Origin of the sequence: Halomonas sp. 111, assembly GCF_052379685.1 — a bacterium.
In the GTDB taxonomy this organism is placed as follows: domain Bacteria; phylum Pseudomonadota; class Gammaproteobacteria; order Pseudomonadales; family Halomonadaceae; genus Vreelandella; species Vreelandella citrativorans.
Genome location: NZ_JBQSYV010000003.1, coordinates 154,669 through 167,579 on the forward strand (window position 1 = coordinate 154,669; position 12,911 = coordinate 167,579).

Sequence of the window (12,911 nt, forward strand, 5' to 3'; positions counted from 1 at the left end):
ACGGATGCATTACTTATTTGCAGAGCCTAACACGCTCAGGAGCCAATCCACAGCATGTCCTCCACGCTTAACACCTTTTCTGCTTTGCCGCGACGTAACCGTCGCTATGGCTTGGCGCGTTGGTGGCTGGCGGGGCTCCTGGTAAGCTGCTTGTTGCCCAATAGTTTAGTGCCTTTTGATGCCATGCGGGGGGCTGAGCGTAACGTCTGCGTGTGTTTGTGGGTGCCGGCTATTTTACGTGCTCAATCGCATTGGATCGCCAAAAGGCGACGCGCATTGCGCGGTTGGCAGCAGCGATTTAAACGTATCGCGGTGCAGCGCCACTTTTTGCCTGTTTATGTCTTTATAAAGCGCCGGGTAGCCGCACACGATGTGCTTACCCAGCGCGGTCCGCCCGCTTAACTCACGGTTTTCTACAACGTACTTTACTTGCCTTATACGGAACAGGGCGAAACCCATTGGTTCGCTCAAGATGATTTGGAAATTTCATGATTAATAATTTGTTACGCAAGGTTGTTGGCTCCAAGAACGACCGTGAAGTAAAGCGCATGCACAAAAACGTTCGCAGTGTGAACGTGCTCGAAGCTGAGCTTGAAGAATTAAGCGACGCTGAATTACAAGGTAAGACAGCGGAGCTGCGTTTGCGCCTGGAAAATGGCGAGGCGCTGGATAGTTTGTTGCCTTCTGCGTTTGCGATTGTGCGAGAGGCCAGCAAGCGCGTCATGGGTATGCGGCATTTTGATGTACAGATGGTGGGGGGCATGACCCTGCACCGTGGTCGTATTGCTGAAATGAAAACCGGCGAAGGTAAAACGCTGGTAGCGACACTGGCCGTTTATCTCAATGCGCTGCCTGCAAAGGGCGTACACGTTGTCACCGTCAATGACTACCTTGCCCGCCGTGATGCCGAGTGGATGCGCCCGCTGTATGAGTTTTTAGGGCTTTCTGTTGGGGTTATCTTTTCCGGTCAAACTGGGGAGGAGAAACGCCATGCTTATCGGTGTGATATTACCTACGGTACCAATAACGAGTTTGGCTTTGACTACTTGCGCGACAACATGGCGTTCTCTTTGGAGGATAAGGTGCAGCGTGGCCTGCACTATGCCATTGTCGATGAGGTGGACTCTATCCTGATTGATGAGGCGCGTACGCCGCTGATCATATCTGGTGCGGTGGATGAAAATACCAATCTTTATAACATCGTTAATCAGCTTGCCCAGCAGCTGGAAGAGGGTGAGGTCTCGGAAGATGACGACCAGCCTGCAACCGGCGATTTTGTGCTGGAGGAGAAGCAAAAGCAGGTTGAGCTGACCGAGCAGGGGCATAACAGGGTTGAAGAGCTGATGCAGGCGGAAGGCCTTCTTAAAGAGGGTGAATCGCTTTACGCCGCTCAAAACCTGAATTTACTTCAGCACATGCATTCTGCGCTCCGGGCACGCCATCTCTACAACAAGGATGTTGATTACATTGTAGTGGAAGACCAGGTGGTCATCGTTGATGAGCATACTGGACGGACGATGCCTGGCCGCCGTTGGTCTGAAGGGCTTCACCAGGCTGTTGAAGCGAAGGAAGGGGTGACCGTTCAGCGCGAGAGCCAGACGCTGGCATCCACCACCTTCCAGAACTATTTCCGTCTGTATGAAAAACTGGCAGGCATGACCGGTACTGCTGATACGGAAGCCTTTGAGTTCCGTCAGATTTATGGGCTTGATGTTATCGTCATCCCCACCAATCGCCCGTTAGCCCGTAAAGACCTTAACGACCTGGTCTACCTTAGCGCCGAAGAGAAGTACGAGGCGATTATTAAAGACGTTCAGGTCGAGACAGAGGCAGGCCGCCCGGTGTTGGTAGGTACGGCGTCCATCGAGACGTCTGAGTACCTGGCGCACTTGATGCGCGAAGCAGGGCTGAAGTTCAATGTCCTGAATGCCAAGCAGCACCAGAGTGAAGCCGAGATTATTGCTCAGGCAGGGCGTCCTGGCGCGATCACTATTGCCACCAACATGGCCGGTCGAGGTACCGATATTATGTTGGGGGGCAACTGGGAGGCTGACGTTGCCAAGCTGCAAAACCCAAGTCAGGCGCAGATTGATGCATTAAAAGCCGAGTGGAAGCAGCGTCACGATGGTGTGCTGGAAGCCGGTGGCCTGCACGTTATTGGTTCGGAACGCCATGAGTCTCGGCGCATTGATAACCAGTTGCGTGGGCGTTCTGGCCGTCAGGGCGATCCAGGTTCAACGCGGTTCTTCCTGTCGTTGGAAGATAGTCTGATGCGGCTATTTGGTTCTGACCGCGTTAAGCGTCTCATGCAGGCATTGGGCCTGGAGCGCGGCGAAGCCATTGAGCACAAAATGGTATCTAACGCCGTTGAGCGTGCCCAGAAAAAAGTGGAAGGGCGTAACTTCGATATTCGTAAGCAGTTGCTTGAATATGATGACGTGGCAAACGACCAACGCCGGGTTATTTACGAGCAGCGCAATGAGGTTCTGGCCTCTGATGACATTTCAGAAGCTGTCGTGGGTATTCGTGAAGAAGTTATGGAAGACACTATTAACGACTTCGTTCCGCCGCAGAGTTTAGCCGAGCAGTGGGATCTGGCTGGGCTTGAAATGCACCTTAAGACAGAATTCAACCTGGATGCCCCGGTGGTCCAGTGGGCCGCTGATGATGAGCGCTTTAGCGAAGAGAAGCTGCGTGAGCGTCTGCAAGACATGCACCGTGACGCTTATGCGGCCAAGGTGGATGCCGCAGGCGCGACCCTGATTCGTCGTTTTGAGAAGCAGGTCATGCTTCAGGTTCTGGATACGCGTTGGAAAGAGCACTTGCAGTCCATGGATCACCTGCGTCGGGGCATCCATTTACGCGGCTACGCACAAAAGAACCCCAAGCAAGAGTACAAGCGTGAATCGTTTGAATTGTTCCAGCACCTGCTGACCAATATTAAAGCGGATGTCACCCGTATTCTGAGCCATGTTCAGGTACGTCAGCCTGAAGAAGTTGATGCGCTGGAGCAAAAGCGGCGTGAAGAGCTGGCCCGCGAAAAAGCCGCGGCCGCGAATCGTCACGATGATGCTTCTTCCAGTGAAAGCGGATTAAGCGGTGAAAACAGTGATGTAGAAAGCACTGAACAGGACGCACGCCCTGTCCGTCGCGAAGGGCCGAAAGTTGGCCGAAACGACCCGTGTGTGTGTGGTTCAGGTAAGAAGTACAAGCAGTGCTGCGGCAAATTAAGCTAATCAGAAGCGGTCTGGATTTAGGTAGAGGAGACGATCATGGCGGTGGGAAATAGTCCCTTTCCGGTGATGCCCCCCTTGGCTGGGGTGCGCTTGGGAAGTGCAATGGCGGGTATTAAAAAGCCGGGTCGTCGTGACATGGTAGTTATTGAGCTACCCGCCTCGGCAACCGTGTCTGGTGTGTTCACGCGAAATGCCTTCTGCGCTGCCCCGGTGTCGGTTGCCAAGGCGCATATTGAGCGTTGCCGCGAGCAGGGCCAAGCACCGTGTTACTGGCTAATTAATACCGGTAATGCGAATGCGGGCACTGGCAAGCAGGGGCTTCATGATGCCTACGCCAGCTGTAAAGCGGTAGCAGAGCAAGCTGGCGTTGCCGAGCATCAGGTACTGCCTTTCTCAACGGGGGTTATAGGTGAACCACTTCCCATGGAGCGCCTTTTAGCCGGTATCACGCCAGCGCTTGCGTCAGGTGCTGACAATAGTCAGGCGTGGCAAAATGCCGGTGAAGGGATTTTAACCACCGACACCCGAGCCAAAGGCGCCAGCGTTACCGCGAAGGTTAGTGACGGGTCAGTTACTATCAATGGCATCACTAAAGGCTCAGGTATGATTAAACCCAACATGGCGACCATGTTGGGCTTTGTCGTCACGGATGCTGCTATTGAACAGTCATTGCTGGATCGCTTGTTACGCGAGACGGTGGATGCCTCGTTTAACTGCATTACCGTGGATAGCGACACTTCAACCAATGATGCGTGCATGTTGGCAGCGACAGGCACGGGAGCGGCGATTGAAGACGACGAGGATATCGCTGTCTTCCGTGATGCATTGCAGCAGGTAATGACGAGCTTGGCTCAGGCGATCATCCGTGATGGTGAGGGCGCGACAAAGTTTGTGACGCTCCAGGTTGATGGCGCAGAAAGTCGTCAGGAAGCGCTGGATGTCGCATTTACCGTCGCCCACTCACCTTTAGTGAAAACAGCGCTTTACGCCTCTGATGCTAACTGGGGGCGTATCCTGGCCGCAGTAGGTCGAGCGCCTGTGGCTGATTTTGACGTGGACCGCATTGTCATTGACCTGGCAGATGTTCGCTTGGTTGAAGAAGGTGGTCGTGCGGCTGGGTATACGGAAGCCGCAGGCAGTGCCGTCATGGCGCAAGACGAAATTACGATTCGCATCAGTTTAGGGCGCGGTCAGGAGAGTGCCACCGTATGGACCTCTGATCTTTCCCATGACTATGTGTCGATCAACGCAGACTATCGTAGCTAGTTAGCCAGTCACCGACTGGGTTTGGCAGTCATAAAGGGCTCACGCAGCGAGTAAGCGCCGGCACTGATCCGCCGGTGCGCACACAGTGGATAAAGACGTAATGAATGTAATGGTAAAACGACGAGTTCATGTTGCGGCAGCAGCCATCATTAGTGCCGATCAGAAGCAAGTACTGATTGCACGTCGGCCCTCGAATGTCGATCAGGGTGGCTTGTGGGAGTTTCCGGGTGGGAAGCTCGCGCCTTATGAAACAGGACTTGAGGGCCTTAAGCGTGAGCTGCACGAAGAGCTTGGTGTTGAGATTGTACGTGCGCAGCCCTTGATCCGTGTGCATCACGAATATCCTGACAAGCATATTTTGTTAGATGTTTGGCAGGTTCACGAGTTTGCTGGCGAGCCCTTTGGTCGCGAAGGCCAAGCCGTGCGTTGGGTGCCGATGGAGGAGTTGGCTAATTATCCGTTCCCGGCGGCCAACCTGCCAATCCTGCGTGCTGTGATGCTGCCCACTGAATATCTGATTACAAAAGAAGAGGCTGACGAGGCGCGTTTTGATACGCTCCTGGAGCGGGCCTTGAAAGAAGACAACGTTCGCTTGGTGCAGCTGCGTGCCAAGCAGCTTGATGAAGCCGCTTATCTTAAGCGCGCTGAACGCGCCTTGCGCATGTGTCATGAGTATGGCGCCAAGCTTCTACTCAACGGCGAGCCTGCACTGCTTGAACGCGTGGATGCCGATGGTATTCATTTAACCAGCGAGCGCTTGATGCAGCTGGATAGACGTCCGATTGCCGAGCAAAAGTGGCTTTCTGCCTCGACACATGACCAAACTCAGCTCTCCAAAGCGGCGCTGCTGGGGTGTGATTTTGTGACGCTGTCACCGCTTCGCACTACGCCTTCACATCCGGAAGTAGCGCCGATGGGCTGGCATGATTTTCAACAACTGGTTGAGCGTGCCGGAATGCCGGTCTTTGCGCTGGGTGGAATGACACGCTTTGATGCCAATCACGCCCGCGCCGTAGGCGCCCAAGGCATTGCTTCGATTCGCGATTTCTGGAAGTAAGAGGTTTGTTACTGCTGACGTAATGGCGTAAGTCAGCGCTGAAGCACGTGCAGAAATAGGGTACTAGAAAAAAACGCTTGCCAGATGATTTTGGCAGGCGTTTTTCCGTAAAAGACCGCGACGTTAAACTGGCCTATAGAGCGATAACACCTAGTCGCGAAAGCGGCGGGTTAGATCGCTATAGGCATCGATACGGCGATCACGCAGGTAAGGCCAGATACGGCGAGTATTTTCGCAGCGCGCCATATCAATGGTCACAACCAGTTGTTCATCTTCTTCACCGGCATGGGCAAGTAGCTCGCCCTGAGGCCCACAAATAAAACTGCCTCCCCAAAACTGAATGCCATCGCCCACGCCTGAATGATCGGTTTCAAACCCCACGCGATTGGCAACAATCACCGGTAAGCCATTGGCGACGCCATGCGAGCGTTGGATTAACGTCCAGGCATCTTTTTGGCGGGTTTGTTCCGCAATATCATCGTTAGGATCCCACCCAATCGCCGTGGGGTAGAGCAGCAAGTCTGCTCCGGCCAAGGCCATCAGGCGAGCCGCTTCCGGGTACCACTGATCCCAGCACACCAGTACGCCCAAACGGCCAAGTGAAGTATCAATCGGTGTAAAACCTTCTGCGCGGCTCGCATCGTGGTCACCAGGGGTGAAGTAAAACTTCTCATAAAAGCCTGGGTCATCAGGGATGTGCATTTTTCGATACTGACCCACCCGGCCTTTATCTCGGTCGTATACCACCGCCGTGTTGTGATAAAGCCCTGGTGCGCGCCGCTCAAACAGCGAGCCGACCAGCACGATATCCAATTCGCGAGCAAGTGCGGCCAGGTGCTGTCCGGTCGGACCATCCAGCGGTTCGGCCAGGTCGAACAGGGCCGGATCTTCATACTGGCAGAAGTAGTGGGTAGCATGCAGCTCTTGCAGCATGACAAGCTGAGCGCCACGTTTTACGGCATCACGAATGCCCGCTTCACTGGCTGCCAAGCTCTGTGCTTTATCGGGCCAGGCAAACTGTTGCACTACGCCAACCGTTAGGTCAGAGGTCTCCTTGATAGACATCCTGGCTCCTTACTGATGAAAAGAGGTGGTGAGCGTGCCCTTGGGCAACTGCATGGTCAGGCAGTGTAAGCTGCCATGTTGACGAATAACGCTCGAACACTCAATGGGAATGAGCGCATGGTTGGGGAACGCTTCGGCCAGCGCACTGAGTGCTAACGCATCAGCCGGGTCGCCGTAGGTTGGCACCAGTACTGCTTCATTAATAATCAAAAAGTTGGCATAAGTGGCTGGCAGACGATGGCCGTCTTCAGGGTCAAAGCATGCCTGTGGCCAAGGCAGAGGGATAAGCTGGTAAGGCTCGCCGTTGCGTTGTCGAAATGCCTTTAACTCTTGCTCCATGGTGTGTAGGGCTGCGTAGTGCGGGTCTTGTGGGTCATCACAGCGCACATAAGCAATGGTCGATGGATTACAGAATCGCGCCAATGTATCAACGTGGCTGTCGGTATCATCACCTTCCAGATGCCCGTGGGTTAACCAAAGCACCCGGTCGACGCCGAAATCATCGCCTAGCAAGGCTTCAACGTACTGGCGTGTTAAATGCGGGTTGCGATTAGGGTTGAGCAAGCAGGCTTCGGTCGTCAGCAGCGTACCCGCGCCATCGGTTTCGATAGCCCCGCCTTCCAATACCATATCGCGTGAAGCCACTGGGCACGCCCAGACGCCTGCATCGGCTAACGCCTGCGTCAGCCGATTATCGTTGCTGGCGGGGAATTTTCCGCCCCAGCCGGTGAAGGTGTAATCCAGCAGTAGCGGCTGGCCTTCATCATCAACAACGCTAATTGGGCCGTGGTCACGCGCCCAAGTATCATCGGTAGGCGCTACGATCAGCAATAACTTATGAGCAGGCACACCATAGGCATCGAACGTTTTGCGTACGCGGTCACAGGTGGCTTGATCTGGCATGCTGATCACTACCTGCTGGTAACGAACGGTTGCCAGCACAATGCGTTCAAGCGTTGCTTCTATACGCGATAGAAGCGATGCCCAATCGCCATCAGGGCGTGGCCAGGTCAGCTGTAGACCATCCTGGGGGTGCCATTCCGGCAGCAAGCGATATGTCATATTGGCCAAGGTTAGGAAGTCTCTTGGTAACGTTATTTGAAGTAAAGCGCTCACCGATTTAGCCAGCGCAAATGGGCGCAATGTAGGGCGTCGTCGAAGAACTTGCAAGCGTTACGTGGTTTCAGGGAACGGGCCTGGGATCTGTTACTCTAATGCCCGTTTGCACATGCAGTATGGCTAAAAAAACCGTACCATGAGCGCTTATTAATAAGGAATGACGCCATGCTTGATCGTTTGCCTTTTCTGGTGGGGCTGCGCTACGTGCGCGCCAAACGCCGGAACCACTTTATTTCTTTTATTTCACTAACATCGATGCTGGGCCTAATGCTGGGTGTGGCGGTACTCATCCTGGTGTTATCGGTTATGAATGGTTTTGACCATGAGCTGCGTACTCGTATTTTAGGAATGGTGCCGCACACTAAAATTGAAGCAACCGATGGCCTGGTGGAGTGGGAGGCGCTGGCAGACCGATTGACGCAGCGTGAGCACGTGATGGGGGCTGCACCGTATGTTGAGCAGCAAGGCATGTTTTCCGCGGGTGGCCGCAACCAGGGAGCCATGGTCAACGGTATTGATCCCGATTGGGAAGACCAGGTCTCGATTATTGGTCAGCATATGCGCCAAGGCACGTTGGCTGAATTAGTGCCAGATGAGTGGAATGTGGTGCTTGGCTCTATGCTTGCTCGCCAGCTGGGGGTGGGTGTAGGTGATCGAGTGACGCTGCTGGTGCCGGAAGCTTCTATCACTCCGGCGGGTGTCTTCCCACGGTTAAAGCGCTTTACCGTTAGCGGTATTTTCAGCGTGGGCGCCGATTTGGACGCCAATCTCGCTTACGCCAATATCGAAGATATGAAAACCCTTGCGCGCCTTGGCGACGCGGTAGGTGGTTTGCGCCTTGAGCTTGATGATCTGTTTATTGCGGGCAGCGAGACCCAGGCCATTGTGAACGATCTGGGACCAGGCTACCGCGGCACCGATTGGACGTACTCGCATGGCAACCTTTTCCAGGCCATTCAGATGGAAAAGCGCATGATTGCACTGCTGCTAACGGTGATCATTGCCGTTGCGGCGTTCAATATTGTTTCTACTCTGGTCATGGTGGTCACCGACAAGCGTGCCGATATCGCTATTTTGCGTACCATTGGTGCTACGCCACGCTCGATCATGGGCATCTTTATCGTACAAGGCATGGCCATTGGTTTGATTGGTATTGCGATTGGCGTTGCTGTGGGCATACTGCTGGCGCTGACAGTATCTGATCTGATCGGTTGGTTTGAAGCGGCCTTTGGGATTAAATTTCTGGATGCAGGCGTTTACTTTATCAGCGATTTGCCGTCCCAGCTTAGGTGGGATGACGTGCGCAATATTGTGTTGGCGGCCTTCGGTCTAACGTTTTTGTCCACGCTGTACCCAGCCTGGCGCGCTGCTCGCGTTCAACCGGCGGATGTTCTGCGCTATGAATAAGGATGCTTCCATGTCTACTACTGGGCCGTTAACGTCTATGCAGTCAACTTCCACGCCGTCCAATGCTACGCCAGCCGCAGCAGGGGGAGCGAACGAGCCGCCTGTTATGTTGGATTGCCAAGATTTAACGCGGGTATATAGCGAAGGACCACAAGACCTGACCGTGCTTGATAAGCTTGAACTTTCCGTTCGTGCAGGCGAGCGGGTGGCGATAGTGGGTAGTTCTGGGTCGGGTAAAACCACACTTTTAAACTTGCTGGGCGGTCTGGATCGCCCAAGCGATGGCCGGGTGGTGATCGCTGGTGAGCCACTTTCCAACTTAAACGAAGCGGCCTTGGGGACGTTTCGTAATCGCTACATTGGGTTTGTTTACCAGTTTCACCATTTGCTGGCAGAATTTACCGCCGTTGAGAATGCAGCGTTACCGTTAATTATCCGCGGTCAATCGAAAAAAACCGCTGAAAAACGCGCTATGCAGATTCTTGAGCGCGTAGGGATGAAGGCGCGGGCTGATCATAAGCCTGGCGAGCTTTCCGGTGGTGAGCGCCAGCGGGTCGCCATTGCGCGTGCCTTGGTAACAGACCCAAGCCTGGTGCTAATGGATGAGCCTACCGGTAACCTGGATCAAACGACGGCAGCTACGATCCTAGCCTTGATGGATGAGTTGGCCAAAGAGAGCGCGTGTGCGTTTGTTATCGTGACGCATGATGTGGGGCTGGCTGCACATCAGGACAGGGTGCTTAAACTGGACGCGGGCAAGTTGGTTGAGCAGCCCCGTATGTCTTAATCATCGAACTCGGATTCGATACATGCCCGACGCCGCTGCCTGTTTAGGCGGCGGCGTTTCCAATTATGAGAGACATGCCAGCGCCAAATAAGGCGAATGCCGATATTGGCGGCCACTGCTAGCACAATAGCCGTAATAAATGAGCCAACAATCAGTGGCGGTAAAATATCGTGCATTTGTTCGGCAATCCAGCGCGTTGAAATACGCGTAGGTGCTTCGCGTACCGGGGCTCCAAGCATATATGTGCCAATTCGATAGTTAAAATAAAAAATCAGCGGCATGGTGAGTGGGTTGGTAATCCAGACAAGGCCTACCGAAAGTGCTAAATTACAACGGCTTAGGCGAGCGCCCACGGCAGCGACTACCATTTGAAATGGAATCGGTAGCATGGCGCAAAACAAGCCAACGCTAAAGGCGTTGGCAACGCTTCGCCGAGTTAAAAGCCACAGCCCGGGGTCGGCAATTAGCGGTGCTATAAAGCGTAGCGACCGCTGTCGCCGTAGCGTGTCGGGTTTGGGCATGTAGCGCTGCAGGAACCGGCGCGGCATGTCAGGTACTCTTGCCTATTAGTGCACCCTATTATCCATATCGCGTAGCGCTTCGGCTATGCCAAGTAGATGAAGTTCTTAAGCCAAGGAGAGTCGTATGCCGTTTGGCATGGCGATACCGGCAGCGCTAGCGGCCCTGTTAGGGGCAGTAATCGCGGGATTAAGCGGTATAACGGGGGCAATGGACCCCTTTATTGGCATTAGCTTGTTGGGCATGCTGCTACTGATGACTTGGCGCGCCAAGGCGGCTTTCTGGCTATTACTGGGCGGCTGGGTGATGGTCGGCATTCATCAGGAGTGGGGCAGTCGCTTGCCCGAAGGTCTCAACGGCGAAGATGTCGTTGTGGAAGCAAGGGTGCTGAGCGTAACCCCATTGGGTGATGCACAGCGGTTACTGTTAGCGGTAAAAACCTGTGAAGGACCTACCCATCACCCCGCTTGCGATACGCTTAACAAGGTCCGTGTAACGGCGTATAACGCGCCGACTTACTATGCGGGAGAGCAGTGGCGAATGACGCTACGTCTGCGCCCGCCTCGCGGATTTGCCAACCCTGGTACGTTTGATTTTAAACAGTGGCTCTGGCGAGAAGGCATTCATGCAACGGGGTATGTACGCCAGGAGCCAGCGCCGACGCAATTGGCCACGGCTGGGTTTTCTGTACGAAAGCTGGCGCTTGATGTGTTGGAGAGGCAGCCACTTGGTGAACGAACACGCCGCTGGCTCGCAGCCTTAACGCTGGGGGAGGGCAGCCAGCTAACCCAGGAGGACTGGTCGCTACTCAATGCCACGGGAACGACGCATCTGGTGGTTATTTCAGGCTTGCATGTGGGGCTGGTGGCCGGGTTTGCGCTGTTGCTGGCAAAGCTCATCGCACGGCTAACAGCGCCTTTGAACTGGCGAATGCGCGTGTGGCCCTGGTGGGTGGCCGCGCTGGTCACCATCGGATATGCCTATCTGGCCGGTATGGAACCGCCCGCCATGCGCGCCATGGTTATGACGCTGGTAGGGCTGTGGGTGCTCAGTGGTCGACACTCCCCAGCCACTTGGCAGGCCTGGTGGCTGGCACTTGCCATTATTCTGCTGCTTGATCCGCTCTCTTTATGGCGCCCTGGGCTCTGGCTATCGTTTGTGGCTGTTGCCTGGTTGATCATTATTTGGCAAGGGCGCACGCGTCCAAAAGGTGTTAAAGGCTGGTGCTGGGCGTTGCTGCGTTCCCAGTTGTTACTGGCCCCGCTAATGGCCGCCGCCGTACTGATCGCATTTGGACGTATAGCGCCGGGCGCGCCCATTATTAATATAATCGCCGTGCCCTGGGTAAGTTCAATCATGGTGCCGTTGGCGCTGCTGGGCTGGATATTTTCGCCTCTGCCGTGGCTGGGCACGGGCATATGGTGGTTGTTTGAGCAAGCGCTGTCGGTTTTTTACGTTTTTCTGACCGTTACGTCAGAACGATGGCCGCTGTGGGAACCTGATCATGCGCTAGTGTACCCATTAAGCGGCGCTCTTCTTTTGTTGGCCTTATGCTGGGGGCTGCCTGGCGTGGTGTCCTGGTTGAAAGTGGGGGCTACGTGCCTGGTGGTATCGCTTGCCTGGTGGCTTCCGCTGGAGCAAATACCTAAAGGCACGTTGCGTGTAACGGTGCATGATGTGGGCCAGGGTCAGCTTATCGAGCTACGCAGCCAGCAGTACCGGCTTTTATACGATACTGGGCCACGTTTTCAGGCAGGCTTTATGCCTCTGCAAACACTGTGGTCGCCAGGCCAGCGTTTTGATGAGGTGATAGTCAGCCATGCCGACAGTGACCATGCAGGCGGTATAGGCGCGCTACTGGAGAGCCATGCAGTCACGCACTGGCGTGCGCCTCTAGGTGAAGCTCTACCGGTAACGGCCACCCCGTGCGAGCGTGGCCAGCAGTGGCAACGCGATGGAATCACGTATCGGTTTTTATGGCCGCCTGCCGGGTCCAATGATTACTCGGCCAATGACCGCTCCTGTGTGCTGGAAGTCAGCGCGGGAGAGCATCAGTTACTAATTACCGGAGATGTCAGCCGTGATATAGAGCGGCGTTTTCTAAAAGATATTGATGTGCCGCTCAGCGTATTGGTCGCCGGACATCACGGTAGCCGCACGAGCTCAGGTGTTCAGTTTGTCCAGCATACGACGCCTTTGCATGTGATCTTTAGTGCAGGTCGCAATAATGCTTTCCAGCATCCGGTCGATGATGTGGTACGCCGCTTCCGAGCGTATAAGAGCTGCCTGTGGAGTACCGGGCACGATGGGGCACTGCGGTTTTGGCTTCAAAAAGATCATCCTGTGTCTATTACACCAATGCGTTGGCCATCCGGTAATGTTCAACATGGTGGCGTTAAGCGGTGTTGATGCGCCTCGCCATAAGGTAGAATCCAGCGCATTGCACACTATTGCC

General features: G+C 54.6%; 10 protein-coding genes. 7 read left to right on the forward strand and 3 right to left on the reverse strand.

Features of this window, described 5'->3' with window-relative positions; genetic code table 11:
• Positions 1-54 precede the first annotated feature (54 nt).
• From ACT3T7_RS03530 to ACT3T7_RS03545, 4 genes are all read left to right on the forward strand, one after another.
• On the forward strand, positions 55-402 hold the full coding sequence (locus ACT3T7_RS03530; protein WP_172116353.1) for a hypothetical protein: 348 nt from the start codon (positions 55-57) through the stop codon (positions 400-402).
• A gap of 86 nt (positions 403-488) precedes the next feature.
• Complete coding sequence (gene secA / locus ACT3T7_RS03535) at positions 489-3,236, forward strand: preprotein translocase subunit SecA (RefSeq protein WP_444630108.1); 2,748 nt, start codon at positions 489-491, stop codon at positions 3,234-3,236.
• Positions 3,237-3,272: 36 nt separating this feature from the next.
• Positions 3,273-4,502, forward strand: a complete 1,230-nt coding sequence (argJ, locus tag ACT3T7_RS03540) for a bifunctional glutamate N-acetyltransferase/amino-acid acetyltransferase ArgJ (RefSeq protein WP_441677052.1) — start codon at positions 3,273-3,275, stop codon at positions 4,500-4,502.
• A gap of 100 nt (positions 4,503-4,602) precedes the next feature.
• Positions 4,603-5,559 (forward strand): Nudix family hydrolase, encoded by a 957-nt coding sequence (locus ACT3T7_RS03545; protein WP_444630109.1) that lies wholly within the window; start codon positions 4,603-4,605, stop codon positions 5,557-5,559.
• A gap of 150 nt (positions 5,560-5,709) precedes the next feature.
• Here ACT3T7_RS03545 and ACT3T7_RS03550 read toward each other — a convergent pair whose 3' ends face one another.
• Together ACT3T7_RS03550 and ACT3T7_RS03555 are read right to left on the reverse strand one after the other, a co-directional pair.
• Positions 5,710-6,624 (reverse strand): carbon-nitrogen hydrolase, encoded by a 915-nt coding sequence (locus ACT3T7_RS03550; protein ID WP_444630110.1) that lies wholly within the window; start codon positions 6,622-6,624, stop codon positions 5,710-5,712.
• A 9-nt stretch (positions 6,625-6,633) separates the two neighbouring features.
• Positions 6,634-7,686, reverse strand: a complete 1,053-nt coding sequence (locus ACT3T7_RS03555) for an agmatine deiminase family protein (RefSeq protein ID WP_444630151.1) — start codon at positions 7,684-7,686, stop codon at positions 6,634-6,636.
• A 222-nt stretch (positions 7,687-7,908) separates the two neighbouring features.
• Between ACT3T7_RS03555 and ACT3T7_RS03560 the strand changes: the two genes are divergently transcribed.
• Positions 7,909-9,150, forward strand: a complete 1,242-nt coding sequence (locus ACT3T7_RS03560; RefSeq protein ID WP_193053776.1) for a lipoprotein-releasing ABC transporter permease subunit — start codon at positions 7,909-7,911, stop codon at positions 9,148-9,150.
• A gap of 106 nt (positions 9,151-9,256) precedes the next feature.
• Positions 9,257-9,937, forward strand: a complete 681-nt coding sequence (locus ACT3T7_RS03565; RefSeq protein ID WP_444630111.1) for an ABC transporter ATP-binding protein — start codon at positions 9,257-9,259, stop codon at positions 9,935-9,937.
• Here ACT3T7_RS03565 and ACT3T7_RS03570 read toward each other — a convergent pair.
• Entirely contained in the window at positions 9,934-10,485 is a 552-nt protein-coding gene (locus ACT3T7_RS03570; RefSeq protein WP_444630112.1) for a DUF2062 domain-containing protein, read from the reverse strand. The genes ACT3T7_RS03565 and ACT3T7_RS03570 overlap by 4 nt on opposite strands.
• A gap of 97 nt (positions 10,486-10,582) precedes the next feature.
• On the opposite strand from ACT3T7_RS03570, the gene ACT3T7_RS03575 reads away from it, so the two are divergent.
• Positions 10,583-12,865 (forward strand): DNA internalization-related competence protein ComEC/Rec2, encoded by a 2,283-nt coding sequence (locus ACT3T7_RS03575; protein ID WP_444630113.1) that lies wholly within the window; start codon positions 10,583-10,585, stop codon positions 12,863-12,865.
• Positions 12,866-12,911: the final 46 nt, after the last annotated feature.

Excerpts from the sequence above, each read along its gene's own strand:
- ACT3T7_RS03530 (WP_172116353.1), top strand. The coding sequence starts at position 55 with ATGTCCTCCACGCTTAACACCTTTTCTGCTTTGCCGCGACGTAACCGT.
- secA (WP_444630108.1), top strand. The coding sequence starts at position 489 with ATGATTAATAATTTGTTACGCAAGGTTGTTGGCTCCAAGAACGACCGT.
- argJ (WP_441677052.1), top strand. The coding sequence starts at position 3,273 with ATGGCGGTGGGAAATAGTCCCTTTCCGGTGATGCCCCCCTTGGCTGGG.
- ACT3T7_RS03545 (WP_444630109.1), top strand. The coding sequence starts at position 4,603 with ATGAATGTAATGGTAAAACGACGAGTTCATGTTGCGGCAGCAGCCATC.
- ACT3T7_RS03550 (WP_444630110.1), bottom strand. The coding sequence starts at position 6,624 with ATGTCTATCAAGGAGACCTCTGACCTAACGGTTGGCGTAGTGCAACAG.
- ACT3T7_RS03555 (WP_444630151.1), bottom strand. The coding sequence starts at position 7,686 with ATGACATATCGCTTGCTGCCGGAATGGCACCCCCAGGATGGTCTACAG.
- ACT3T7_RS03560 (WP_193053776.1), top strand. The coding sequence starts at position 7,909 with ATGCTTGATCGTTTGCCTTTTCTGGTGGGGCTGCGCTACGTGCGCGCC.
- ACT3T7_RS03565 (WP_444630111.1), top strand. The coding sequence starts at position 9,257 with ATGTTGGATTGCCAAGATTTAACGCGGGTATATAGCGAAGGACCACAA.
- ACT3T7_RS03570 (WP_444630112.1), bottom strand. The coding sequence starts at position 10,485 with ATGCCGCGCCGGTTCCTGCAGCGCTACATGCCCAAACCCGACACGCTA.
- ACT3T7_RS03575 (WP_444630113.1), top strand. The coding sequence starts at position 10,583 with ATGCCGTTTGGCATGGCGATACCGGCAGCGCTAGCGGCCCTGTTAGGG.